Source organism: Micromonospora sp. WMMD1102 (genome assembly GCF_029626265.1).
Taxonomy (GTDB): Bacteria; Actinomycetota; Actinomycetes; order Mycobacteriales; family Micromonosporaceae; genus Plantactinospora.
Genome location: NZ_JARUBN010000001.1, coordinates 5,689,689 through 5,714,620, shown reverse-complemented (window position 1 = coordinate 5,714,620; position 24,932 = coordinate 5,689,689). Strand labels below are relative to the sequence as shown.

The 24,932-nt window shown below is 72.7% G+C and carries 22 protein-coding genes and 2 pseudogenes; 17 read left to right on the top strand and 7 right to left on the bottom strand.

Annotated elements, in window-relative coordinates; genetic code table 11:
• Window positions 1-280 precede the first annotated feature (280 nt).
• On the top strand, window positions 281-1,099 hold the full coding sequence (locus O7626_RS25585; RefSeq protein WP_278063639.1) for a hypothetical protein: 819 nt from the start codon (window positions 281-283) through the stop codon (window positions 1,097-1,099).
• Window positions 1,100-1,509: 410 nt separating this feature from the next.
• Here the strand turns inward: O7626_RS25585 and O7626_RS25580 are convergent, their stop codons facing one another.
• The 3 genes from O7626_RS25580 to O7626_RS25570 all read right to left on the bottom strand — a co-directional run bounded on the left by O7626_RS25580 (window position 1,510) and on the right by O7626_RS25570 (window position 4,408).
• The gene (locus O7626_RS25580; RefSeq protein WP_278063638.1) at window positions 1,510-2,412 is read right to left on the bottom strand and encodes a phytanoyl-CoA dioxygenase family protein; all 903 of its coding nucleotides are present in this window, start codon (window positions 2,410-2,412) and stop codon (window positions 1,510-1,512) included.
• A gap of 243 nt (window positions 2,413-2,655) precedes the next feature.
• Window positions 2,656-3,516 carry a hypothetical protein gene (locus tag O7626_RS25575; RefSeq protein WP_278063637.1) on the bottom strand — a complete coding sequence of 287 codons (861 nt, stop codon included), beginning with the start codon at window positions 3,514-3,516 and terminating at the stop codon, window positions 2,656-2,658.
• A 106-nt stretch (window positions 3,517-3,622) separates the two neighbouring features.
• The gene (locus O7626_RS25570; protein ID WP_278063636.1) at window positions 3,623-4,408 is read right to left on the bottom strand and encodes an enoyl-CoA hydratase-related protein; all 786 of its coding nucleotides are present in this window, start codon (window positions 4,406-4,408) and stop codon (window positions 3,623-3,625) included.
• Window positions 4,409-4,425: 17 nt separating this feature from the next.
• On the opposite strand from O7626_RS25570, the gene hemW reads away from it, so the two are divergent.
• Window positions 4,426-5,649 carry a radical SAM family heme chaperone HemW gene (gene hemW / locus O7626_RS25565; RefSeq protein ID WP_278063635.1) on the top strand — a complete coding sequence of 408 codons (1,224 nt, stop codon included), beginning with the start codon at window positions 4,426-4,428 and terminating at the stop codon, window positions 5,647-5,649.
• A 53-nt stretch (window positions 5,650-5,702) separates the two neighbouring features.
• On the opposite strand, the gene O7626_RS25560 is transcribed toward hemW, so the two are convergent.
• The gene (locus tag O7626_RS25560) at window positions 5,703-6,479 is read right to left on the bottom strand and encodes a DUF4870 domain-containing protein (protein WP_278063634.1); all 777 of its coding nucleotides are present in this window, start codon (window positions 6,477-6,479) and stop codon (window positions 5,703-5,705) included.
• Window positions 6,480-6,844: 365 nt separating this feature from the next.
• Here O7626_RS25560 and hrcA point away from each other — a divergent pair, with 365 nt between their 5' ends.
• The 3 genes from hrcA (at window position 6,845) to O7626_RS25545 (ending at window position 9,859) form a co-directional block, all read left to right on the top strand.
• Window positions 6,845-7,867, top strand: a complete 1,023-nt coding sequence (hrcA, locus tag O7626_RS25555; RefSeq protein WP_278063633.1) for a heat-inducible transcriptional repressor HrcA — start codon at window positions 6,845-6,847, stop codon at window positions 7,865-7,867.
• Between the two features lie 65 nt (window positions 7,868-7,932).
• On the top strand, window positions 7,933-9,069 hold the full coding sequence (gene dnaJ / locus O7626_RS25550) for a molecular chaperone DnaJ (RefSeq protein WP_278066313.1): 1,137 nt from the start codon (window positions 7,933-7,935) through the stop codon (window positions 9,067-9,069).
• A 46-nt stretch (window positions 9,070-9,115) separates the two neighbouring features.
• Window positions 9,116-9,859 carry a 16S rRNA (uracil(1498)-N(3))-methyltransferase gene (locus tag O7626_RS25545; protein WP_278063632.1) on the top strand — a complete coding sequence of 248 codons (744 nt, stop codon included), beginning with the start codon at window positions 9,116-9,118 and terminating at the stop codon, window positions 9,857-9,859.
• 132 nt (window positions 9,860-9,991) lie between these two features.
• Here the strand turns inward: O7626_RS25545 and O7626_RS25540 are convergent, their stop codons facing one another.
• A complete protein-coding gene (locus O7626_RS25540) occupies window positions 9,992-12,553 on the bottom strand; it encodes a glycoside hydrolase family 3 C-terminal domain-containing protein (RefSeq protein ID WP_278063631.1) in 2,562 nt (853 codons plus the stop codon).
• A gap of 72 nt (window positions 12,554-12,625) precedes the next feature.
• The gene (locus tag O7626_RS25535) at window positions 12,626-13,387 is read right to left on the bottom strand and encodes an SDR family oxidoreductase (RefSeq protein WP_278063630.1); all 762 of its coding nucleotides are present in this window, start codon (window positions 13,385-13,387) and stop codon (window positions 12,626-12,628) included.
• A 150-nt stretch (window positions 13,388-13,537) separates the two neighbouring features.
• Between O7626_RS25535 and O7626_RS25530 the strand changes: the two genes are divergently transcribed.
• The 12 genes and pseudogenes from O7626_RS25530 (at window position 13,538) to O7626_RS25475 (ending at window position 24,124) form a co-directional block, all read left to right on the top strand.
• The gene (locus O7626_RS25530) at window positions 13,538-13,888 is read left to right on the top strand and encodes a histidine triad nucleotide-binding protein (RefSeq protein WP_278063629.1); all 351 of its coding nucleotides are present in this window, start codon (window positions 13,538-13,540) and stop codon (window positions 13,886-13,888) included.
• 89 nt (window positions 13,889-13,977) lie between these two features.
• A complete protein-coding gene (locus O7626_RS25525) occupies window positions 13,978-15,369 on the top strand; it encodes a serine hydrolase domain-containing protein (RefSeq protein WP_278066312.1) in 1,392 nt (463 codons plus the stop codon).
• A 368-nt stretch (window positions 15,370-15,737) separates the two neighbouring features.
• Window positions 15,738-16,433, top strand: a pseudogene (locus O7626_RS25520) (PhoH family protein); the annotation flags it as partial.
• Window positions 16,422-17,243, top strand: a pseudogene (locus tag O7626_RS41575) (LAGLIDADG family homing endonuclease); the annotation flags it as partial. The pseudogenes O7626_RS25520 and O7626_RS41575, both read left to right, overlap by 12 nt.
• 150 nt (window positions 17,244-17,393) lie before the next feature.
• The gene (locus O7626_RS25510; protein ID WP_347404870.1) at window positions 17,394-17,861 is read left to right on the top strand and encodes a PhoH family protein; all 468 of its coding nucleotides are present in this window, start codon (window positions 17,394-17,396) and stop codon (window positions 17,859-17,861) included.
• Window positions 17,862-17,930: 69 nt separating this feature from the next.
• Window positions 17,931-18,398, top strand: a complete 468-nt coding sequence (gene ybeY, locus O7626_RS25505) for an rRNA maturation RNase YbeY (RefSeq protein ID WP_278066311.1) — start codon at window positions 17,931-17,933, stop codon at window positions 18,396-18,398.
• A complete protein-coding gene (locus O7626_RS25500; RefSeq protein WP_278063628.1) occupies window positions 18,398-19,831 on the top strand; it encodes a hemolysin family protein in 1,434 nt (477 codons plus the stop codon). Before ybeY ends, O7626_RS25500 begins: the two co-directional genes overlap by 1 nt.
• Window positions 19,824-20,222, top strand: a complete 399-nt coding sequence (locus O7626_RS25495; RefSeq protein ID WP_278063627.1) for a cytidine deaminase — start codon at window positions 19,824-19,826, stop codon at window positions 20,220-20,222. Before O7626_RS25500 ends, O7626_RS25495 begins: the two co-directional genes overlap by 8 nt.
• A complete protein-coding gene (gene era / locus O7626_RS25490) occupies window positions 20,219-21,187 on the top strand; it encodes a GTPase Era (RefSeq protein WP_278063626.1) in 969 nt (322 codons plus the stop codon). The genes O7626_RS25495 and era overlap by 4 nt, the downstream gene beginning before the upstream one ends.
• A 37-nt stretch (window positions 21,188-21,224) precedes the next feature.
• Window positions 21,225-22,064, top strand: a complete 840-nt coding sequence (locus tag O7626_RS25485) for an NAD(P)-dependent oxidoreductase (RefSeq protein ID WP_278063625.1) — start codon at window positions 21,225-21,227, stop codon at window positions 22,062-22,064.
• 71 nt (window positions 22,065-22,135) lie between these two features.
• Complete coding sequence (locus O7626_RS25480) at window positions 22,136-22,792, top strand: MOSC domain-containing protein (RefSeq protein WP_278063624.1); 657 nt, start codon at window positions 22,136-22,138, stop codon at window positions 22,790-22,792.
• Between the two features lie 180 nt (window positions 22,793-22,972).
• A complete protein-coding gene (locus tag O7626_RS25475) occupies window positions 22,973-24,124 on the top strand; it encodes an acyltransferase (protein WP_278063623.1) in 1,152 nt (383 codons plus the stop codon).
• Here O7626_RS25475 and O7626_RS25470 read toward each other — a convergent pair.
• Window positions 24,105-24,890, bottom strand: a complete 786-nt coding sequence (locus tag O7626_RS25470; RefSeq protein ID WP_278063622.1) for a DUF4097 family beta strand repeat-containing protein — start codon at window positions 24,888-24,890, stop codon at window positions 24,105-24,107. The two genes, O7626_RS25475 and O7626_RS25470, sit on opposite strands and share 20 nt — an antisense overlap.
• Between the last annotated feature and the right edge of the window lie 42 nt (window positions 24,891-24,932).

Genomic DNA, 24,932 nt, shown 5'->3' with positions numbered 1-24,932 from the left:
CTCGGCGTCGGTGGCGCTGCGGCCGAAGCCACGGAACCCCGGGCACCGTCGGGCGGCTCGCCGTGTCGGCAGGGCTCGGGTGGTGGCGGACTGGCGCTTCGGGTGGTGGCGGACTGGCGCCGGTTGCCGGGAACCGCTAAATTCTCCACGGCCGTATGATCGATCGTGGTCGACTAGCCGACCCGACCTACAGTTGTGATCGTCATTCGCATTTGCTGAAATGATCTCCTTATGTTACGCTCCGTAAGTGTCTACGGACTCTCTCCCGGGAAGCGCCAGGGTGTCATCTCGACAACTTTCCGATCTGCACCCCAAGGTCGCGTTGTACCTTGAGGCGTACACCCCCCTGGTCGAAGAGTGGTTCTGCATGCTCCGCGTTTCGGACGCGCTGACGGAATTGCGCCGCGCGGCACCCGGCCGCGATCTCGTCGACAATCTGCAAAGCCTCGACCAGCTTTTCCGAGACCTGGTCGACGCCATGTTCGCGCATCCGACGCCGGTGCTGGAGCACGCCCTCGCGGTCGTGGCCGCCCACCGCGAGGCGGTGGTCTGGGAGGACCAGATGGTGCCGCGCGGCGATGCCGGGACGGCGGAGCTGGCCGCCTCGCTGCGGCACAAGTTCAAGCGCAACATCAGCCTCGCTCTGTTGGAGGCGCTGATCTGCCTGGAGTCCGCCCTCGCGTACGGGCGGGACGGCCTGGGCCTGACCGGGGCGGCGCTGGAGCAGACGCTGCGCGGCAGTACCTCCATGCTGGCCAGTCTCTCCGTCCTGCACGACCAGCACGAGGTGGCTCGGATGCGGCAGTTGACGGGCGACCCGACGGAGATCCAGCATCCGCGGTTCACGGTGGCGGACATCGTCCGGGGCGCCTTCCGGATCGGGCCGGAGAAGTTCCGGGCGGTCGGCCCGGAGGGGCAGCGGAAGATCAGGTTCGGCAGCGTCGCGCCGCAGGACATCGAGCTGTCCAGCCCAACCATGAAGTGTCCGGCGCACCGGCTGACCAACGACGACGGCCAGCCGTTGAACAACGAGCTCTGGGCACTTCTCGTCGACGTCTACCGGTTGTCCGGCCGGTTGGCCCAGCGCGCCCCGGCGTAGAGCCGACTGTCCGGGTTGAACGTGAATGATCCGGCGATTTAATCGCATTAGCCGTCGGGTCGACCGATGTGTTCCGGGCCACTTTCCGGCGGCTCGGCAGAATTGCCATTGCAATCGGTGAATCACCGACAGTTATCTATGGCGTCGCCAGCGAGGGCTTGGATGCGCGAACGCCCGGCGGCGACGAGGACGGCCGGCGGGCATATACCCCGGACGAGCGGGATACCGCCCTGTCATCAAGATGACTTGGTGGTATCACGACGAAAGCGAATATGCCCGGTCCGCCGGGACCGCTCATCGAGATGTCCGGGCTCGCATCGAAGACGGCGGGCGACGGCGGATGCGACGAAACGGCGGTCCCGCCGGCCCGGCTGGACCGGCGGAACCGCCGCATCAGGTGGAGCGAGTCGTCAGCGCAGCCAGGGGATGCTGCGGTCGAGCAGACCGCGCTCCTTCAGCTCCTTGCGCAGCGGGATCTCGTCGTCGACGTAGCCGTCCCAGTTGATGCCCCAGTAGTTGGCGGTGTGGGTGCCCTCACCGATCAACTGACGCTGCACCGGGGTCCGGTTCTTGTACCACTCGCCGTTCTTGTCCGGGTGCAGCTCGTCCAGCGGCCGGATCCACCGGTAGGTGTAGCCGACGAAGAGCATCTTCCGGGTGATGGTGGAGAGGTTGGTGGACCGGGAGTGCCACTGCCGCCGGTCGAAGATGAAGGCGTCGCCGGGGTTGGCGGTGATCTCGACCGTCCCCTCCGGGTCCGGGTTGTGCACGCTCAGGTCGGCCGGGCGCGGCAGCGAGTTCCACAGGTGGCTGCCGGGGATGACCTTGGTCGCCCCACGGCCCTTCTCCGACAGGTCGGAGAGCACGTACGCGACCTTGAGCGAGAACATCGGCCGGGGCAGGTTCGGATCCATCGTCTCCGGGTCCGAGTTCTGCCGGTAGCCGTCCTGGTGCCAGCCCCAGTACGGCTTCTCCGGCTCCAGGGCCGGCGGGGTGACGTCCAGGTGGTTGTGGTGGGTGTAGATGTTCCACCCGGCCAGGCCCCACATGTAGGGGAACGAGATCGGGTGGGTGAGCAGCTCGCCGAAGAGCTCGTCCCGCTCCACGAAGCCGAGCAGGTGCAGCGTGCCGTCCTTGGTGGTGTTGCCGGCCGCCTTCTCCTCGGCGTAGACCCGGTCGACCGCCGCCTCCAGGGCCGCCCGGTGGTCCTCGGTCAGGACATTGCGGAGCAACAGGAAGCCCTGCTCGTGGAACTCCTTGCGATCCGTGTCACTGATCGGCTCGTAGCCGGTGCGGCCGCCGTAGTCGAACACCGCGTCCCCTCCCCATAGGGTGAAACTCTTTCTGAGCACACAGGCTGCCGATCGTAACTCCCTTGGCAAGACCCGCAGCGCGGCGCTCGGCCACCGGATCGACCCCGGTCAGCCAGAGGTACGCAGGGGAGCTGAGCCCTGACTCGAAGTGGCGAAGCGGTGGCGAAATGGGGGATCAAAGGCGCGTCTGTCCGTTTGTGCAATCACCGCCAGTTAGCGAGGCAGTGGCCGGGCAACAAAACGTCAGTCGGTGAAGACCTCGGCGACCACCTGGTGCGGGCTCGGCGGGCTGCCCTTGACCGGCGCCCAGGCCCCGCCGTCCGCGCTCCACTGGAGGTCGCCGAACCGGACCGTGCGTACCCCGTGGTCGTCGGCGTGCGACACCAGCCAGTGCGCGTAGCGCCACCCCACCTGTGGATCGGTGGTCGGTACGGCCAGACCGGTCAACTCGGCCGGCACCGACGTCTCCAGCCGGCCCCAGTCCAGCTTCAGCCCGGCGGTAAGCGCCGCCGCCGCCGCGTTCCCGCGCATCGCCGGCTCCCGGCCCACCGTGCAGGCCACCGCGCCGGTGGCATTGCCGAGCAGTGCCCGGGTCAGCACCTCGGACTCGTCCGCCCACTGCTGGTAGGCGTTGGGGAAGGCAGACCGCTGCACCCGCTGCGCCGCGACCGTGACCTCCATTTGCTCCCAGCCGCGCACCCGCTTCAGCGCGTTGTAGAACCTGGTCGCGGCGTAGCGCGGATCCCGGATCTGTTCCGGGGTGCCCCAGCCCTGACTCGGGCGCTGCTGGAACAGCCCGACGGAGTCCCGGTCCCCGCCGGCCAGGTTGCGCAGCCGTGACTCCTGGAACGCCGTGGCCAGCGCCACCACCACGGCCCGCTCCGGCATCTTGCGCCGGACGCCGACCGCCGCGATGGTCGCGGCGTTCGCCATCTGCTCCGCGTTCAGCGTGACCCGGCCGTCCGCCTCCACCACGCAGCCGGGCGCCGCCCGGGGGATCGGCAGCTCGTGCCCGAACTCGCGGGCACCCAGATAGACGCCGAAAGCGGCAACCACCGCGAGCGCCAGGCCGGCCGCCACCACCGCCCGAGTCTGCACCGCCACCCCCTGCCCGATATTGGGACACAGCCTACTTCGACCGCCGATAGTTCCCGGACCGCCAGTTCGACTGCCGATAGTTCCGGACCGGTCGCGCCGGCTGTCCCGGCGGTCAGCTCCCGGGTACCCACCGGGCGGGCCGTTTCTCACCGAACGCGGCGACGCCCTCCCGACCCTCCTCGGAGTGGAAGTACCGCACCGACAGGTCGCGCAGTTCGGCCAGGCCGGCCCGGAAATCCGTCTCGGAGCCGCGCCGGAGCAGCTCCTTCGCCCCGGCCAGCGCGCCCGGGGCGCCCCGGACCAGCGCCAGGCAGTACGAGGCGACGGTCTCGTCCAGCGCCTCGGCGGTGGTGACCGTGGTGACCAGCCCGATCTCGGCCGCCCGGCGCCCGTCGAAGGTGTCCCCGGTCAGATAGAGCTCGGCGGCGGCCCGGGGTTGCAGCCGGGGCAGCACGGTCGCCGAGATCACCGCCGGGACCACCCCGAGGCGTACCTCGGTGAACGCGAAGGTCGCCTCCTGGGCGCAGACCGCCACGTCGGCCGCCGCGATCAGGCCGAGGCCACCCGCCCGGGCCGGCCCGCCGATCCGGGCCACCACCGGCTTCGGGCACTCCCAGATCGCCCCGAGTACGTCACCGAGCATCGCCACCGGCACCGTGCCCTCGCGGTACGCCGCCGCCGTCTCCTTCAGGTCGGCTCCGGAGCTGAAGACCGGCCCGGTGTGCGAGAGCACCACCACCCGTACGTCGTCGTCCGCCGCCGCCGTGCCCAGCGCGTCGAGGAGTTGGGCCAGCAGGGTGCTGGAGAGCGCGTTGCGGTTGTGCGGGCTGTCCAGGGTGAGGGTCGTCACCCCGTGCGTGGTGGAGACCCGGACGAGCGGATCGGGGGCTGAGGTCATGCCGGCACACTAGTCGCATGCCAAAAGTCCTCCCCGCCGGCGAGCCCGTACCCGTCGACGGGTCGCTGCCCGAAGCCGCCCTGGCCAGGGTGGGTGAGCGTGGCTTCGGCGTCTACGTGCACGTGCCGTTCTGCGCCAGCCGGTGCGGCTACTGCGACTTCAACACGTACACCGCGACCGAACTCGGCGGTACGGCGGGCCGGGACGGGTACGCCGACCAGGTGCTCGCCGAGTTGCGCCTGGCCGACCGGGCGCTGGCGGACCGGCCGCCGGGCCGGGTCGACACGGTCTTCGTCGGCGGCGGGACCCCCACCCTGCTGCCCCCGGACGATCTGGCCCGGATCCTGGACGGCATCGACCGGACCTGGGGGCTGGCCGCCGACGCCGAGGTCAGCACCGAGGCCAACCCGGAGTCGGTGACCCCGGAGTCGCTCTCCGCGCTGCGGGCCGCCGGCTACACCCGGATATCCCTGGGCATGCAGTCGGTCGCCCAGCCGGTGCTGGCGATCCTCGACCGCCGGCACACCGCCGGCCGGGCGACCGAGGCGGCCCGGGAGGCCCGGGAAGCCGGGTTCGAGCACGTCAACCTGGACCTGATCTACGGGACGCCGGGGGAGCGGGCGGAGGACTTCGCGGCCTCGCTCGACGCGGTGCTGGCCGCCGGGGTGGACCACGTCAGCGCGTACGCCCTGATCGTGGAGGACGGCACCCGACTGGCCGCCCGGATCGGGCGGGGGGAGCTGGTGTACCCGGACGACGACGTGGCGGCGGACCGCTACCTGGCCGCCGAGGCGGAGCTGTCCGGGGCCGGTTTCTCCTGGTACGAGGTCTCCAACTGGGCCCGTACGCCGGCCGCGGCCTGCCGGCACAACCTGCTCTACTGGACCGGCGGCGACTGGTGGGGACTCGGGCCGGGCGCGCACAGCCACGTCGGCGGGGTCCGCTGGTGGAACGTCAAGCACCCGTCGAGCTACGCGGCCCGACTCGGTGCGGGGCAGTCCCCGGGGGAGGGCCGGGAGCTGCTCTCGGCCGGGGAGCGGCACACCGAGGAGGTGCTGCTGCGGGTGCGGCTCGCCACCGGACTGCCGCTGGCCGTCCTGGACGAGCCGGGGCGGGCGGGTGCGACCCGGGCCCGGGAGAACGGGCTGCTGGACGGCGCGGCGTACGACGCGGGGCGGGCGGTACTCACCCTGCGCGGGCGACTGCTGGCCGACGCCGTCGTCCGCGACCTGCTGCCCTGACAGCCCGATGGCCCGCGCCGGGTGCGGCACGGGCCATCGTCGTGGCTCGGGAATTACTTGATCATGCGAATGGTCATCGGGTAGCGGTACAGCACGCCCTCGTTGGCCTTCATGCCGGCGATGATCGAGAAGATCAGCACCACCACCCAGGCGATCAGCGGCAGGAAGAAGAGCACCACGGTGCAGGTCCCGACGACGAGCGAGACGATCGAGATGATGCCCCAGGTGATCTGGAAGTTGAGCGCCTCGACCGCGTGCGCGCGCACGGTCGGCGACTCGTTGCCCTTGGCGAGCAGCGCCACGAGCGAGGCGATGAAGCCGACCACGATGCCGCCGAAGTGCGCGATCAGGGCCCAGGTCTTCTCGTCGCTGTTGGCATAGCCGTGCGGTGCCGGTGCGCCGTAGGGGTTGCCGGGGTAGCCGCCCTGCGGCGGGTAGCCGCCCTGCGGCGGGTAGCCGCCCTGCGGCGGGTAGCCGGCGCCGGGGTATCCGCCGGGCGGCTGGCCACCGGACGGCGGGTAACCGGGCGGCTGGCCACCGGGCGGCGGGTAGCCGCCACCGGGGGGTGGGTAGCTCCCGCCCTGGGGCGGGTAGCCGCCACCGGAGGTCGGGTACGTCCCGCCGCCTGAGGTCGGGTAGGTGCCGCCACCGGACGTCGGATAGGTGCCGCCGCCCGAGGTCGGCGGGGGCGTGCCGGGCGCACCGTACTGCGGTGCGGCGGGCGGGGGATACCCCTCGCCCGGCGGCGGGTACTGGCCCGGGTTCATCGGGGTGGTCGGGTCCTGCGGCGGACCGCCGTATTCTCCGGGAGGGCGGGGCGGTTCAGTCATGGGGTCACGGTAGGACCAGCGCTCAACCGACGCCAGCCGCCCCCCCGGTCGAACCCGCACCCGCGGTCGAACCCGCACCCGTCCGGAGGATCGAACCCGCACCCGTCCAGCCGATCGGACTCGCGCCGTCCGGCGATCGAACCCGGACGATGACCGGCGGTGCCCGCCAGGCGCACCGGGGTAGGGTGTGCTGGCAAGCCTGTTGTCCAGCTTCGGATAGCCCTTCCAAATGATCATCGCGCGGGGTACGCCTTGGTCGTAGACTGGCACTCGCTACAGTCGAGTGCCAGGCAAGCCTGGCCCGACCGTCGTGGTCGCCCCGGTCGTTTCGCCCAGCCGGGGCCGGACGTCGCAGGGAGGTGAGGATGGGTCTCGACGACCGCAAGCTCGACGTGCTGCGCGCGATCGTGGAGGACTACGTCGCCACCCAGGAACCGGTCGGCAGCAAGGCACTTGTCGAGCGTCACCAGCTCGGGGTCTCCCCGGCCACCGTCCGCAACGACATGGCCGTGCTGGAGGAGGAGGGCTACATCCGGCAGCCGCACACAAGTGCCGGTCGGGTTCCCACCGACCGTGGCTACCGGCTCTTCGTGGACCGGCTCTCCCGGGTCAAGCCGCTGACCCCGGCCGAGCGCCGGGCGATCGAGCGGTTCCTGGTCGGCGCGGTGGACCTCGACGACGTGGTGCACCGTACGGTCCGGCTGCTCGCCCAGCTCACCCGGCAGGTGGCCGTGGTGCAGTACCCGAGCCTGGCCCGCTCCGCCGTCCGGCACCTGGAACTGGTGCCGATCTCCACCACCCGGCTGATGCTGGTCATGATCGCCGACACCGGCCGGGTCGAGCAGCGGCTGGTCGAGCTGCCGGCGCCGATCACCGCCGACGACGTGACCGACCTACGCCGGCTGATCAACGAGCAGCTCGCCGGCAAGAAGCTCGCCGACACCCCGCCGCTGGTCCAGGCACTCGTCGACGAGGTCGTCCCCGGGCTCCGCCCGGCGATGACCACGCTCGCCACGGTGCTGCTGGAAACCCTTGTCGAGCGGCACGAGGAGCGGCTCGCCCTGGCCGGCACCGCGAACCTGACCCGGGGCGGGCTGCTCGACTTCCAGGGCTCGCTGCGACCGATCCTCGAGGCCCTCGAGGAGGAGGTCATCCTGCTCAAGCTGATCGGCGAGGTGGAGCCGAACACCCTCCAGGTGCGGATCGGCGACGAGAACGAGATCGACAACCTCCGGGGCACCTCGGTGGTCAGCACCGGATACGGTCCGGGTGCGACCATCGTCGGCGGACTCGGCGTGTTGGGGCCCACCCGGATGGACTATCCGGGCACCATCGCCACGGTGCGGGCCGTGGCACGCTACGTCGGCGACGTGCTGGCGCAGAACTGACCACCACAGCTCACCCTGACGACCGGCGGACGGTACGCGAGACAGACATGAGGACACGGAACGCAGTGGCCAAGGACTACTACGGGATTCTCGGCGTCAGCCGGGACGCCTCCGACGACGACATCAAGCGCGCCTACCGCAGGTTGGCGCGGCAGTACCACCCGGACGTGAATCCGGATCCGGAGGCACACGAGAAGTTCAAGGACATCAACGCCGCGTACGAGGTCCTCTCGGACGACCAGAAGCGGCAGATCGTCGACCTCGGCGGTGACCCGCTGGCCCCCGGTGGCGGACCCGGTGCCGGTCCCGGCGGTGCGGGCGGCCCCTTCGTCGGCTTCCAGGACATCATGGACGCCTTCTTCGGGGCGGCCGGCGGCTCCCGGGGCCCGCGTCCGCGCACCCGGCCCGGTGCCGACGCGATCCTGCGGCTCGAACTCGACCTGCCGGAGACCGCGTTCGGGGTGGAGGCGCCGATCACGGTGGACACGGCCGTGCTCTGCACCACCTGCACCGGCGCAGGCACGGCACCCGGCACCCACCTGGCCACCTGCGAGGCGTGCGGCGGGCGCGGCGAGGTGCAGTCGGTGCAGCGCACCTTCCTCGGCCAGGTCGTCTCGTCCCGGCCGTGCACCGTCTGCCAGGGGTACGGCACGGTCATCCCGCACCCCTGCCCGACCTGCGCCGGTGACGGCCGGGTGCGCACCCGCCGCTCGCTGACCGTCAAGATCCCGGCCGGGGTCGAGGACGGCATGCGGATCCGGCTGGCCCAGCAGGGCGAGGTCGGCCCCGGCGGCGGTACGGCCGGCGACCTCTACGTGGAGATCCACGAGCGGCCGCACGACGTCTACTCCCGCAAGGGCGACGACCTGCACTGCCGGGTCACGGTGCCGATGACCGCCGCCGCGCTCGGCACCCGGCTGACCATCAAGACGCTGGACAGCGAGGAACCGGTCGACGTCAAGCCGGGCACCCAGCCGGGCTCGACGCTGCGGCTGCGGGCCCGGGGCGTGCCGCACCTGCGCGGTGCCGGCCGGGGCGACCTCTACGTGCACCTCGACGTGCGTACCCCGACCAAGCTCGACGCCGACCAGGAGCGGATGCTGCGCGAGTTCGCCAAGACCCGGGGCGAGGAGGTTGCCGAGCTGACCAAGCAGGGCGGCTTCTTCTCCCGGATGCGGGACGCCTTCAACGGCCACGGCTGACCCGCGCCGTGCCACCCCGGGCCGGTGACCGGTTAACCTGCTCGCCGTGAGTGCGCCGCTGTTCCTGGTCGAGTCGCTGCCGCCGGGCGACTCCGTCACCCTCGACGGGCCGGAGGGGCACCACGCCGTGACGGTGCAGCGGCTGCGTACCGGCGAGGAGCTGCTGCTCGCCGACGGGCGCGGCGGCACCGTCACCGCCGTGGTCACCGCCGTCGGCCGGGGCACCCTGACCGGCAGGGTCACCGCCCGCCGCTACGCCGAGCCGCCCGACCCGCGCCTGGTGGTGGTGCAGGGCATCGCCAAGGGAGACCGGGCCGAACTCGCCGTGCAGGCGATGACCGAGGTCGGGGTGGACGAGATCGTGCCCTGGGCGGCCGAACGCTCGGTGGTGCAGTGGCGCGGCGACCGGGGCGTCCGGGCCCGGGACCGCTGGGTGGCGACCGCCCGCGAGGCGGCCAAGCAGGCCCGCCGGCCCTGGCTGCCGGCCGTCGCCGGATCGGCGCAGGCGCCGGACGAGTCGACCCGGGCGCTGGCCCGGCGGATCGCCGCCGCGACGGCCGGTTTCGTGCTGCACGAGGAGGCGGTGGACCGGCTCGGCTCCGCCGAACTGCCGTCGACCGGCGACATCGTGCTGGTGGTCGGCCCCGAGGGCGGGGTGTCGCCGACCGAGCTGGCGGCGCTCGCCTCGGCCGGTGCCGTACCGGTCCGGCTCGGCCCCGAGGTGCTGCGTACCTCCACCGCCGGAGTCGCCGCACTGGCCGTACTCTCGGCCCGGCTCGGCCGCTGGTGACGAGGCTTCTGCCTTGGCTCGACGGCTGGTGACGAGGCTCTGCCTCGGCTCGGCCGCTGGTGACCCGGTTCGGTTGTCGGTGACCTGGCCCGGTTGCTGGCGACCGGCTCGGCCGCTGGTGGCGTGGATCTGTCAGGAATCGAGGTCGACGGTGGCGCTCCGGCGCAGGTCGCCGAGGCTGTGCGCCGCCTCGACCCGGTACCGGCCGGTGCGGGTCCGCCAGCCGTCCGGCTCCCAGACCTGGAAGGTGCGCTCCGGCAACGGCACCCGGACCGTCACCGTCTCGCCGGGAGCGGCGGTGGCAGCGGCGAAGCCGGCCAGCCAGCGGACCGGACGCTCCGGGTCGGCGACCTCCGGGCCGACGTACACCTGCACCACCTCGCGGCCCGGCCGGTGGCCGGTGTTCCGGACGGTGACCACCGCGACCGGCCCCTCCGCCGCCTCGTCCACCGTCAGGGACTCGTACGCCCAGTCGGTGTAGCCGAGCCCGTGCCCGAACGGGAAGAGCGGCTCGGCCCGCCAGCCCCGGTAGCCGACGAAGACCCCGTCGGAGTAGTCGAGCACCCCGTCGACCGGGGTGGTGGGCAGCGCCGGGCAGTCCTCGGGCCGGCGCGGCCAGGTGGTCGGCAGCCGTCCGCCCGGTTCCGCCCGCCCCCGCAGTACGTCGGCGAGCGCCGCCCCGGCCTCCTGACCGGGAAACCAGGTCAGCAGGATCGCCGCCACCTCGTCCGCCCAGGGCATCAGCACCGGTGAGCCGGCGTTGACCACCACCACCGTACGGGGATTGGCCGCCGCCACCCGGCGGACCAGTTCGTCCTGCCGGCCGGGCAGCGCCAGCGTGCTCCGGTCGAACCCCTCCGACTCGACCTCCTCGGTGGTGCCGACCACCACCACCGCGACGTCGGCCCCGGCGGCCAGCCGGACCGCCTCGTCGAGCAGGGCCTCCGCCAGGGATTCCTCGTCGGGCAACGTCTCCGGCAGGGACTCCCCGGCGGCGGCGGGCGGCTCGGCGTGTCCGAGGGTGACCGACACGAAGCCCGGATGGTCGCCGTCGACGAACCGCCGGCGCAGCAGCACCTCGACCGGCTCGCCGGCCCGGACCGGGATCTCGAACCGGCGCTCGACGGTGCCTCGGAATACGGTTCCGGGCTCCTCGGCCGGGTCGGCGAGCGGGCCGGCGAAGAGTTCGGCACCGTCCACGGTGAGGGTGAGGAATCCGAAGCCCTCGACGGAGAGCCGGGCGGTGCCGCTGCCGCGCGGTGTGTGCACGGCGCGCAGTTCGATGCTGGCCAGCTCCGCCGGCGGCATCCCCTCGGGCAGCTCGCCCATCCAGCGCACGGTGGCCCGGTCCAGCTCCGTCGAGTAGCGCGCCCGCCCGTCGACGTCGCGCAGCGTCGCGGTGATCGGGGTCCAGGCGACACCACCGGCGGCCGGCAGCCGGAGCCGGGGGTCGGCGCCGACCGCGTACCCGAGTTCGGTGTCCGGGAGCGCGGCGGTCAACCCGGCGAGCGGCGAGATCGCGTGCGGCGGCGAGACCAGCGCACTGCCGCCGCCCTGGATCCGGGCGTCGTCGGCGAGCGCGCCGAGCACCGCGACCCGGCGCAGCCGGCCGGGGTCGAGCGGCAGCAGGTCGCCGTCGTTGCGGGCCAGCACGAAGGAGTTGACCGCGACCGCGTGCGCCACGGCGGCGCCGTCCGGCGGGCGCGGCAGGTCGGCCGGGTCCACCGCCGGAGGTACGCCGTCGAGCAGCCCGGCCCGGCCGGCGAGCCGGAGCACCCGGCGTACCTTGTCGGCCACCTCCGCCTCGGCGACGGTGCCGGCGCGGACGGCGGCGACCAGCGCGGCGCCCCACGGATCGCCGACGGCCGGCATCACCACGTCGAGCCCGGCGTTCGCGGACGCCCCGGTGCTCCGCGCCGCCGTCCAGTCGGAGACCACCACCCCGTCGAAGCCCCACTCCCGCTTGAGCAGGTCCCGCAGCAGCCCGGCGTGCTCGGTCATGGTGTGACCGTTCACCCCGTTGTACGCCGCCATCACCGCCCAGACCCCGGCGGCGACGATCCGCTCGAACGGATAGAGGTAGACCTCCCGGAGCGCCCGCTCGGAGACCCGGACGTCCACGGTCATCCGCTCCGTCTCCGAGTCGTTGGCGACCAGGTGCTTGACCGTGGCCCCGACACCGAGATCCTGCACTCCGGTGACGTAGCCGACGCCGATCTCGGCGGTGAGCAGCGGGTCCTCGGAATAGCACTCGAAGTGCCGGCCGCCGAGCGGGCTGCGGTGCAGGTTGACGGTGGGGGCGAGGAGCAGGTGGATGCCGTTGCGCCGGCACTCGGCGCCGAGCACCCGGCCGGCCTGCCGGGCCAGCTCGGGATCCCAGGTGGCGGCCAGCGCGGTCGGGCTGGGCAGGGCGATCGACGGGTTGTCCGGGGCCCAGCGGACGCCGCGTACCCCGATCGGGCCGTCCGACATCACGAGCGTGCCGAGCCCGATCCCGGGTACCGCCGGCAGGGTCCAGAAGTCCTGACCGGAGAGCAGCCGTACCCGGGTCTCCAGGTCGAGCGCGGCGAGCGCCCGCTCCAGCACCGCCTCGTCCCCGCCGGCCGTCGCCCTGTCCCCGACCGTCGGCCCGTCCGGGTGTGCCGTCGTCCCGTCCTCGCCGGTCGTCTTCCCGTCCCGCCGATCCACAGTCATCGTCGCGCCCCTTCCGCCCGGCCGGATATCGATCATCCTGCCAGTCGTCAGCCTCGCTCACCGGCCGCCGGCTCAGGTGCGCAGGTAGGAGGCGCCGTTGAGGTCCACGATGGTGCCGGAGGCCCACTCCGCCTCGGGCGAGGCCAGCCAGTGCACGGCGGCGGCGATCTCCGCCGGCCGGGCCACCCGGTTGAACGGGCTCTGCGCCCGGATCGCGTCGCCGCGCGGCGCCCTGAGGTGCTCGTTCGTCATGTCGGTCTCGACGAAGCCGGGCGCGACGGTGGCGACCGCGATGCCGTACGGGGCGAGGGCCACCGCGAGGGACTGGCCGAGCGCGTTCAGCCCGGCCTTGCTGGCGCCGTACGCCGGCTGGGTCGGCTCACCCCGGAACGCGCCCCGGGACGAGACGTTGACGATCCGGCCGCCCCGGTCCCGCAGGTGCCTCGCCGCGCACCACATGGTGTTGGCCGCGCCGAGCAGGTTGACGTCGAGGGTACGGCGCCACTGCTGCTGCCACTGCTCGTAGGAGGACTCGAAGACCGGGTGCCCGGCGTCCGCACTGCCGAACACCCCGGCGTTGTTCACGAGTACGTCGAGTCCGCCGAGCCGGTCGGCCGCGTCGTCGACCATCGCGCGTACCTCGTCCGGGTCGGCGAGGTCGGCCCGGACCACCACGTGCCCATCGCCGGGCAGGGCTGCCACGAGTTGCCCGGCCAGCGCGGCCGAGTCGCGGTGGTGCACCGCGACCCTGTCGCCACCGGCGGCGAACGCCGTCGCCACCGCCCGTCCGATCCCCCGGGACGCTCCCGTCACCAGCACCGCTCGTCCAGTCATCGCGCCATGATGCCGGTCGGTCCGGTCCCCACGGCAACCCGGCTCTGGAGGACCCCGGATTTGGAGGACCCCGGCTCTGGAGAGCCCGGCTCCCGCCGACCCGGCCGGGCGGTGCGCGGGCGGGACCGGCAGCCCCTACGATTGGCGACGATGGAAACTGACTGCCTGTTCTGCCGGATCGTCGCGGGCGAGATCCCGGCCACCGTCGTCCGGGAGACCGACACCACGCTGGCCTTCCGGGACATCGACCCGAAAGCCCCGGTGCACGTGCTGGTGATCCCGAAGGAGCACTACGCGGACGTGGTGACCCTGACCGAGGCCGACCCCGGGCTGGCCGGCGAGGTGCTCGGCACCGCGGCGGTGGTGGCGGAAACCGAGGGACTGGTCGCCGACGGATTCCGGCTGATCTTCAACACCGGCCCGTACGGCGGGCAGGAGGTCTTCCACGCGCACGCCCACGTGCTCGGCGGCGAGCCGCTGGGCCCGATGCTGGCCCGCTGACCCCGCATCGCCGTTCACCCGCCATCGCGCCGCACCCCCACACCTAACGCCGGCGTAAGATCAACGATCTTGACGTGTCAGGGGGAGAAGTGGGCGAGGTTGATCGACGGTTGGAGCGGCTCGTCCGGCAGGCGCAGGCCGACTCCCGGATCCCGGCGGTCTCGGCCGCCCTGCACCGGGCCGACCGGCCGCTCTGGACCTGCACGGTCGGCAGCACCGGCAACGGCGCCCCGCTCGGCCCGGACACCGCGTTCCGGATCGGCTCGGTGACCAAGACCTTCACCGCCGTACTCGTGTCGCAGTGCCGGGACGACGGCCTGCTCGACCTCGACGACCCGATCGGGGCGCACCTCGACGTGCCGGCACACGCCGAGCTGACCGTACGCCGGCTGCTGTCGCACACCTCCGGCGTGCAGCGCGAGCCGTACGGCGACATCTGGGACACCCTGCACACCCCGGAGCTGGCCGGGTTCCTCGCCGACCTGGCCCGGGCCGAACGGGTACTTCCGCCGGCCCGCCGGTTCCACTACTCCAACCTCGGTGTCGCGCTGCTCGGCCAGGCGGTGGCCCGGCTGCGCGGCGGCAGCTGGGCGGAGGTGCTCGCCGACCGGGTGCTCACCCCGCTCGGCCTCGCCGACACCCACCAGGGGCCGCCGGCCGGCGCGGCGACCGGTTTCCTGGTCGACGCCTACTCCGACCACGCCCGGCCGGAGCCGAACACCGACCTCGGCGCGGTCGGGCCGGCGGCCCAGCTCTGGAGCACGGCACCCGACATGGCCCGCTGGGCGGCGTTCCTGGCTGATCCGGCGGCGGTCGACCCGGCCGGTGCGGTACTCCGGCCGGACACCCTCGACGAGATGCGCTGGCCGCTGACCGTGACCGACGAGTCGCTCTGGGCCGCCGGGTTCGGGCTGGGCCTGATCCTGCTGCCGCAGCGGGACGACCCGGGGGCCGCCGAGCGGGTGCTGCACGTCGGCCACGACGGCGCGATGCCCGGCTTCCTGGCCAGCGTCTACGGCCGGCGGGGCGGTTCCGGCACGCCGGGCGCGATGGGCTGCGCGGTGCTCGGCTCCTCCGGGACCGGGGTGGCGGTGAACGAGCTGGCCCACCAGCTCCTGACCACCTCGGCCCGGGACGATCCCGCCGACATCGTGCCGTGGATCCCGGGCGCGCCGGCCCCGGAGGCGTACCGGGGGCTGCTCGGCCGCTGGTGGGGCGAGGGATTCGAGTACGTCTTCTCGTGGTCCGACGGCGCCCTGCGGGCCCGGGGCGCCGCCGATGCCGCCGGCCGGCCGCCGGCCGTCTTCGCGCCGTTGCCGGACCGGCCCGACGTGCTGCGGACGATCTCCGGCCGCGAGGTCGGCGAGCTGCTCCGGCTGACCCGGGACGAGCGGGGCGAGGTGGTCCGGATGCACTGGGCCACCTACCGGTTCACCCGTCGCCAGGAGACCTTCGACCGCTTCGACTTCCGGACGACCTGACCCACCCCCTGACAACCCGCCCGCCCTCCCGGCGCCCCTCCCGACACCCGCCGAGCACCGGCAGCAGGCCGGTTCCGGCGGCTGACCTGGACACCGTGGGCGTTACCGCTGCCCAATTACGCCCACGGTGTCCAGGTCAGCCAGGCAGGACGCTCGTCCGGCGCGGCGGGTTGGGGCGGACCCGGCACGTGGCCGGGGCGCGAGCTGCGCAGGCCGGTGGAGAGTGGCGGAAATGGGCAGCGTGCAGTCGGCGTTGAACAGATACGATGACTCCAACGTCCGCACGTCGCACGACCAGCCGGGAGGTTCCCGGCGGCGCAGCGGCACCGAGATCGGAAGCAGGTGGCACAGGGCCCCGGGCCCGACCCATGACCGGTACCCCACCCCCCGGACAGACCCGGGTGCAGACCAGGATCACGGTCCCCGACCCCAAGATCATGGTCAATCTGCTCGGCGCGGGCGACGAGATCCTGCGGCTGATCGAGCGGTCGATCCCCAGCGACGTGCACGTCCGGGGAAACGAGATCACTCTCACCGGTGCCCCTGCCGACAACGCCTTCGCCGAGCGGCTCTTCACCGAGCTGCTCGAACTGATCGAGAAGGGCGAGACGCTGACCACCGACGCCGTGCGGCGTACTCTCGGCATGATCGAGCAGGGCGGCACCGAGCGCCCCGCCGAGGTGCTGACGCTGAACATCCTGTCCCGGCGCGGCCGGACCATCCGGCCCAAGACGCTGGGCCAGAAGCGGTACGTCGACGCGATCGACGGGCACACGATCGTCTTCGGCATCGGCCCGGCCGGTACCGGCAAGACCTACCTGGCGATGGCCAAGGCCGTGCAGGCGCTCCAGGCCAAGCAGGTGAACCGGATCATCCTGACCCGGCCGGCGGTCGAGGCCGGCGAGCGGCTCGGCTTCCTGCCCGGCACGCTCTACGAGAAGATCGACCCCTACCTGCGCCCGCTCTACGACGCGCTGCACGACATGCTCGACCCGGACTCCATCCCCAAGCTGATGGCCGCCGGGACGATCGAGGTCGCCCCGCTGGCATACATGAGGGGGCGTGCGCAGCCGTACGACGCGCGGGTGCTGACTCCGGAGGGCTTCAAGCCGTTCGGGTCGCTCGAGATCGGCGACCTGGTCATCGGCTCGAACGGTGAGCCCACGCCGGTGATCGGCATCTACCCGCAGGGGCCCAAACAGGTCTACCGGGTCACCACCCAGGACGGCGCCTCGACGCTCTGCTGCGGCGAGCACCTCTGGACCGTCGCGACTCCGGAAGACAAGCGGCGTGGCCGCCGACGTACGCTCGAGACGAGCGAGATGATCGGCCAGGAACGGCGGGGATACATCCACCGTTACGAACTTCCGGTCGTGGCTCCTGTGCAGATGGAGTCGCGGGAGGTTCCGCTCGATGCGTACGCCCTCGGTCTGCTGCTCGGGGACGGCTCCATCTCATGCCGGACGACTCCGGGCTTCACCATGACGGACCCGGAGCTGGCGGCGGCGCTCGAGGCGGCACTGCCCGGCATCGAACTCGCGCGCAAGAACGACATCGACTACGTCCTCCGGCACGTGAACGGTGGCCGTGGCGGCGTGATCGTCGCGAACCCGGTGACCGTCGCGCTGCGCGGGCTGGAGCTGGCCGGCACCACGTCGGGGACCAAGTTCGTGCCCGAGGTGTACAAGCGCAACTCCGTCGACATCCGTCTGGCCGTGCTCCAGGGGCTGCTGGACACGGACGGCGGACCGGTCGTGCAGTCGGGGCGCACCTGCCGGGTGCAGTACTCGACGACGTCCAGCCGGCTGCGGGACGATGTCGTCTACCTGGTCCAGTCGCTCGGCGGAGTCGCCACCTGGCGCGTCCGGCCGGCCGAGGGGCGAAAGCCCGGGCTCGCGAACGGCCGTCCGGTTCCGTATCGGGCGGACGCCTATGTCGTGGAGATCCGGTTGCCGGAGGGGATCACCCCGTTCCGGCTGACCCGGAAGCGCCGGCTGTACGAAGCGCACGGGGGTGGTCGGCCGATGCGTTTCATCGACACCATCCTTCCGGCCGGTGTGCAGGAGACGATGTGCATCCAGGTCGCGGCGGAGGACTCGCTGTACGTCACCGACGACTTCATGGTGACGCACAACACGCTCAACGACGCTTTCATCATCCTGGACGAGGCGCAGAACACCACGCCCGAGCAGATGAAGATGTTCCTCACCCGGCTCGGCTTCGGTTCCAAGATCGTGGTGACCGGCGACGTGACCCAGGTCGACCTGCCCGGCGGGACGACCAGCGGCCTGCGCGCCGTCCGGGACATCCTCGAAGGAGTCGAGGACGTGCACTTCGCCCAGCTCGGCAGCTCCGACGTCGTGCGGCACCGGCTGGTCAGTGACATCGTGGACGCGTACGCCCGATGGGACGCCGAGCGGGAGTCCCAGCAGGGCCAGGGCGTGCACGCCGTACCGGGACGGACCGCGCACGGCGGCGGCCGGCGCCGCTAGTCCGGCCGCGGCCGGTGCAGCGGCAGGACCACATCACCACAGCTTCCGACAGTGCATCAGGGGAACCAGTTGTCCATCGAGATCGCCAACGAGTCGGGGAGCAGCGTCGACACCGACGCCGTGCTCGCCGTCGCCCGGCACGCCCTCGACGAGATGGGAGTCAACTCCCTCGCCGAGCTGTCGGTGCTGCTCGTCGACGTCGACTACATGACCGAGCTGAACCACCGCTGGATGGGCGGGGACGGCCCGACCGACGTACTCGCCTTCCCGATGGACGAGGGCAGTGTCGACCACGGGCCCGGCGAGGTCAACGGCGGTGAGCCGGCGCTGCTCGGCGACATCGTGCTCTGCCCCGAGGTCGCCGCCAAGCAGGCCGCCGCCGCCGGGCACTCGGCCGACGACGAGCTCCACCTGCTGACCGTGCACGGCGTACTGCACCTGCTCGGCTACGACCACGCCGAACCTGAGGAGGAACGGGAGATGTTCGCGCTACAGGCGCGGCTCCTGGACAGCTGGCGCGCGACCCGGACCCAGTGATGCCTGACCATTTAGCCGCGCTGCCCGCGTCGTTGGCGTCGTCCGCCGGCGCACCGGGCGGCCTCCCCGATCTCGTGCTTCTCTTCTTCGCCGCCGGTCTGGTGGTGCTGGCCGGCATCTTCGCGATGGCCGACGCCGCGGTCGCCGCCGTCTCCCCGGCCCAGGCCGGTGAGCTGGCCCGGGACGGCGTACGCGGTGCGCGTACCCTCCAGGTGGTCGCCGCCGACGCGGTCCGGCACATCAACCTGCTGCTGTTGCTGCGGCTGCTCTGCGAACTGACCGCGACCGTCCTGGTCGCGCTGGTCGCGGTGGACACCTTCGGCGCCGGCTGGACCGCCGCCCTGGTCACCGCGGGCGCGATGACGGTGGTCAGCTTCGTCGTGGTCGGCGTGGCGCCGCGCACCATCGGCCGGCAGCACGCCTACACCGTCGGCCGGGTCACCGCGCCGCTGGTCCGCTGGCTGGGCCGGGTGCTGAACCCGCTCGCCTCGCTGCTGATCCTGATCGGCAACGCGGTCACCCCCGGGCGCGGCTTCCGGGAGGGCCCGTTCGCCACCCAGGTCGAGCTGCGCGAGCTGGTCGACCTGGCCGAGCAGCGCGGTGTCGTGGAGCACGGCGAACGGCAGATGATCCACTCGGTCTTCGCGCTCGGCGAGACGATCGCCCGCGAGGTGATGGTGCCGCGTACCGAGATGGTCTGGATCGAGGCGCACAAGAAGCTGCCGCAGGCGCTGGTGCTCTTCCTCCGCTCCGGCTTCTCCCGGATCCCGGTGATCGGCGAGAGCGTCGACGACGTGCTCGGGGTGCTCTATCTCAAGGACGTGATCCGGCAGACCCAGGGCGACGACCCGGCCGCCGAGGAGCGGCCGGTCTCCGAGGTGATGCGGACCGCCACCTTCGTGCCCGAGTCGAAGCCGGTCGACGACCTGCTCTCCGAGATGCAGGCGGCCCGCACCCACGTGGTGATCGTCGTCGACGAGTACGGCGGCACCGGCGGGCTGGTCACCATCGAGGACATCCTGGAGGAGATCGTCGGCGAGATCACCGACGAGTACGACGTCGAGCGCCCGCCGGTCGAGCACCTCGACGACGGCCAGGTGCGGGTCACCGCCCGGCTGCCGGTGGAGGACCTCGGCGAGCTGTTCGACGTCGAGTTGCCGGCCGACGAGGTGGAGACGGTCGGCGGCCTGCTCGCCCAGGCGCTCGGCCGGGTGCCGCTGCCCGGTGCCTCGGCCGACGTGGGCGGGCTGCGCCTGATCGCCGAGGGCACCACCGGGCGGCGCAACCACATCGACTCCGTACTGGTCCGCCGGCTCACCGAGGCGGACTCGCCGGAGCAGCAGCAGACCCCCGCCACCCCGGCGAGCCGGGGTGCAGAGAACACCCGGGAGCAGCAGTCCCGGACCGAGGAGAGGCAACCAGCCGATGCCTGAGCCGTCCGCCGCGCCGCCGACCGCCCCGGTCGCCGGGCACACCCCGTCGGCGACGGTCGAGTTGACCGCCGAGGACACCAAGCTGGTGGTGCTGGCCCGGGGTGCCCGGGGCCGGGTCGGCGCGGTGGAGGGCGCGGCAGTACGCGACCAGGACGGCCGGACGTACGCCGCCGCCAGTGTCTCGCTGCCGTCGCTGACCATCACCGCGTTGCAGCTCGCGGTCGCCTCGGCGGTCGCCGCCGGTGCCACCCGGCTGGAGGCCGGTGCGGTGGTGACCGAGGCGTCGACGCTGGACGGCGCCGGGCACGCCGCCGTCCGCGACCTGACGGCGGACGCCCCGATCCACGTCGCCGCCCCGGACGGCACCCTGCTCGGCACGGTGCTGGAGTGAGCGCGTCCGAGGACACCCCCCGCGCCGCCGGCCGGCGCGCCACCGGTGCCCGGGAGGCCGGGCAGCGTGCGGCGGGCGCCCGGGAGGTCGGTTACCGGGCCGGGTTCGCCTGCTTCGTCGGGCGGCCGAACGCCGGCAAGTCGACGCTCACCAACGCGATCGTCGGGCAGAAGATCGCGATCACCTCCAACAAGCCGCAGACCACCCGGCACGTGATCCGGGCCGTACTGCACCGGCCGGACTCGCAGCTCGTCCTGGTGGACACCCCGGGGCTGCACCGGCCGCGTACCCTGCTCGGCGAGCGGCTCAACGACCTGGTCCGGCAGACCTGGAGCGAGGTCGACGTGATCGGCCTCTGCATCCCGGCCGACGAGCCGATCGGCCGGGGTGACCGGTTCATCACCGGCGAGCTGGCCGAGCTGAAGGCCACGGTGCTGGCGGTGGTGACCAAGACCGACCTGGTGGACCGGAAGCGGCTGGCCGAGCAGCTGCTCGCGGTGAGCGAGCTGGGCGACTTCGCCGAGGTGGTGCCGGTCAGCGCGGTCTCCGGGCACCAGGTGGAGACCCTTGTCGAGGTGATGACCGGCTATCTGCCCGGCTCGCCGCAGCTCTATCCGGACGACATGCTCACCGACGAGCCGGAGCAGATCCTGGTCGCCGAGCTGATCCGGGAGGCGGCCCTGGAGGGGGTCCGGGACGAGCTGCCGCACTCGATCGCGGTGGTGGTCGAGGAGATGATCCCCGAGGACCGGCTGACGAAGATCTACGCCGACGTCTACGTGGAACGCTCCAGCCAGAAGGCGATCGTGATCGGGGCACGGGCCAGCCGGCTCAAGGAGGTCGGCATCCGGGCCCGGCAGCAGATCGAGGAACTGCTCGGCACCCGGGTCTATCTCGACCTGCACGTCCGGGTCGCCAAGGACTGGCAGCGGGACCCGAAGCAGCTCCGCAAGCTCGGCTTCTGAGCCCGTCCGCGCGCCGGGGAGGGGAAGGGAGGCGCGAATGGTGTCGCGGCTACTCGTCACCGGCTCGGCCGGGCGGGTCGGGCGGCTGCTCCGGCCCCGGCTGGCCGGCCCGGAGCGGATCCTGCGGCTGCTCGACCTCGCCGATCAGGCACCGCCGGGATCCGGCGAGCCGGTGGAGGTCGTCCGGGCCGACATCTTCGACCCGGCGGCGCTGGCGGCGGCCTGTGCCGGGGTGGACGCCGTACTGCACCTGGCAGCGATCCCCACCGAGGAGAGCTGGGCGGAACTGCTCCGGGTGAACGTGACGGGTACGCAGCTGGTGCTGGAGGCGGCCCGTACCGCCGGGGTGTCCCGGGTGGTGCTCGCCTCGACGATCCACGCGGCCGGGTGGTACCGGCGGGCCGGCAGCACCCCGGAGCCGGCCGGCGTACCGGCTCCGGAGGGCCCGGACGGGGTACCCGCGGCGGCACCCGCCCGGCCGAACACCTACTACGGCTGGTCGAAGGCGGCCGTCGAGTCCCTCGGCAGCCTCTACGCGGACCGGTACGGCATGACCGTCTTCGCACTCCGGCTCGGCGCCTGCTTCCCCGAGCCGCCGGGGTTGAGCGGGCTGGAGAACTGGATCTCCCCGGACGACTGCACGCGGCTGGTCGACGCCTGCCTGCGGGCCGACACCACCGGCTTCCGGCTGCTCTGGGGGATCAGCCGGAACAGCCGGCGCTGGTGGTCGCTGGCCGAGGGGCGGGAGATCGGGTACGAGCCGCAGGACGATGCCGAGCGCTACGCCGACCAGGTCCGCCCGCTGGACGGCGAGGTCGCCACCGCCGGCCTGCTCGGCGCCCAGTTCTGCGGCTACCCGCTCGGCGAGCGGCCCTGACCTGCCGCCAGGCGGCGTCGGGGGGCAAATCGGTGCCGGTCGACGGACGGCAGTGGATAGGGTGCGGACCCATGGGAAAAGTCCTCTCGGTCAACCTGGCCGTGCCCGAGCCGAACAGCGCCAAGGCGGTCGGCACCACAGGCATCAACAAGCGCCCGGTCGACGGGGCGGTCCAGGTCCGGGCGCCCGGACCGAAGACCGTCGGGCTGGGCAGCGGCCTGGTCGGTGACCAGATCTTCGACGTGGCGCACCACGGCGGCGACGACCAGGCGGTGTACGCGTACGCCCGGGAGGACTACGACTGGTGGGAGGCGGAGCTGGGCCGGACGCTGCCCGGCGGCCTCTTCGGGGAGAACCTCACCACGGTCGGGCTGGACGTGAACGGGGCGGTGCTCGGCGAGCAGTGGCAGGTCGGCGCCGAACTGGTGTTGCAGACCACCTTCGGCCGGATCCCGTGCGCCACCTTCCAGGCCAAGATGGGGCTGCCGCAGTGGTTGAGGACGTTCACCCGGGCGGCCCGGCCGGGCGCCTACCTGCGGGTGGTGCGCCCGGGGGAGGTGCGGGCCGGCGACGAGGTGACGGTGCTGCACCGGCCGGAGCACGGGGTGACCGTCGCGGAGGGGTTCCGGGCCTGGATGTCCGAGCCGGAGCTGCTGCCCCGGCTGCTGGCCGTCGAGGAGGCGCCGGAGGAGCTGCGCGAGCAGGTACGGCGGCGGCTGGCCGGCTGACCCACCAGGAGCGCCCGGCGGGCGGGTGGGCGCTGTCGGCGTCGTGCAAGCCGGGGTCCGGGGCGTTCGCCGGGAGTTCCCGGAGGGTTCACCGCACGACCTTCCCGGAATCGGTTGGCTGCGGCGGCACGCGGGGTAGGAAGGCATCCTGTCCCGCCGTCCCGACGACAAGTCAGGCTGATGCGAAACCGGTACTACGACCTGCTCCGCTGCCTCGCCATCGTCCGTGTCGTCGTCTACCACGTCACCGGCTGGGCCTTCCTCACCCTCGCCTTTCCCGCCATGTCGGTGATGTTCGCGCTGGGCGGTGCGCTGATGGCCAGTTCGCTGGACCGGTTCGGCCCGGCCGCGGTCGGGCGCCGGCTGCGTCGCCTGCTGCCCTCGCTCTGGCTGGTGGCGCTGGTCTTCGTGCCCGCCATGCTGCTGACCGGCCTGGCGCCGTCCTGGCGGCTGGTGTTCTGGGTACTGCCGCTGGCCGATCCGCCGGCCAACACCTGGGGCGCGCTGGTGCTGAGCGTGGTCTGGTACCTGCGCGACTACCTGTGGTTCGTGCTCGTATCCCCGGCGGCCCGCTGGCTGTTCCGGCGCTGGCCGGTGCCGACGCTGCTGGCGCCGTACCTGCTGCTCGGGGTGGTCGAGTTCGGGTTCCCCGACGCGCCGGGGGTGCTGCGGGACTTCGGGCTCTACTACGGGGCCTGGCTGCTCGGCTTCGCCCAGCACGACGGGCTGCTGCGCCGGCTGTCCCGCCGGCTGCTGTTCGGGATCGCCGTGCCGGTCGGCATCGCCGGTCTCGGCTGGATCCTCGGTCATCCGGGGCCGCGCGGCTACGACCTGAACGACGTACCGCTGGGTAACGCGCTCTGGTCGGTCGCGTTCGTGCTGCTGGTCTTCGGCCTGGCCCCGCCGGCCGCCGCCGGGGTCGACCGCGCGGGGGGCGACCGGGTGGTCGGCTGGGTCGACCGGGTCGTCGCCGGGGTCGACCGCCGGGTACGGCTGGGCCGGGCGGTGACCGTGCTGAACAGCCGGGCGCTTACCGTCTATCTCTGGCACATGCCCTTCGTGATCGCCGTCAACGAGCTGCTCTCCGGGCTGGGGCTGGCCCATTCCTCCGCGCTCGGCCTGGCGGCCCGGCTGGCCGCCGTCGCGGTGCTGGTGGGGGTCGCGGTGGCCGTCTTCGGCTGGGTCGAGGACCTGGCCGCCCGTCGCCCGCCCCGCCTGCTGCCCGCCGCCCCGGAGCGGACGCCCGCACTCCCGGTGCGGGCGCCGGCCGGTGCCGGGGAGTTGCCGGCGCCGGCCGGGCAACCCGCCGGGTTCAGCTGGACCGGACGGTGATGTCGCCGCTGCCGGTCTGGAGGTCGAGTACGGCCTTCGCGGCCGGGTCGTTCGGCACCTTCACGTCGGTGTTGCCCGAGTCGGCGTGTGTCCGCACCTGGTAGCCGCCGGCCGGTACGGTCAGGTCGATCGAGCCGCTCGACGCGTTGGCCTGGACCGGGCCGGGGGCGGCCAGGGTCAGCGAGATGTCGCCGGAACCCGTCTGCGCGTCGACCTTCCCGGCACCGAGCGAGCGTCCCTCGACCGATCCGGAGCCGGCCCGCGCCGAGACGGTGCCGGGCAGCCGGGTGAGCCGGATGTCCCCGGAGCCGGTCTCGACGCGTACCGGGCCGTCGACGTCGGTCACCGTGATGTCGCCGGAGCCGACCTTGATGTCCACCTCGGTCAGCGCGGTCAGGTTGACGTCGCCGGAGCCGTTCTCGCCGCGCAGCGCGACCCCGGCCGGGGCGAGGATGTCGTACGACACCCCGCAGTGCTTGCCGCAGTCGGTGTCCAGGATCAGCTTCGTACCCTCGATCCGGTAGGTCGAGTCGTCCGGTTGCGGGCCGCGGTACTGCACCACCCGCTCGATCCGGACGTTCTGTACGGCTCCGGTGCGTACCACTACGTTTCCGGAGCCGGGGAGCACCTCGATCTCGGTGATCTTCACGTCCTCGGTGCGGTCGTAGGTGAGCCGCTGCTCGGCGAGGCCATCACAGCCGGCCAGGGCGATCAGGGCGGCCAGGGCGAGCCCGCCGGTCAGGGCGGTGGTCCGGGAAACCAGCATGCCGAAAAGGCTATGGGGGTGGCGGACCACGGGCATCGGGGT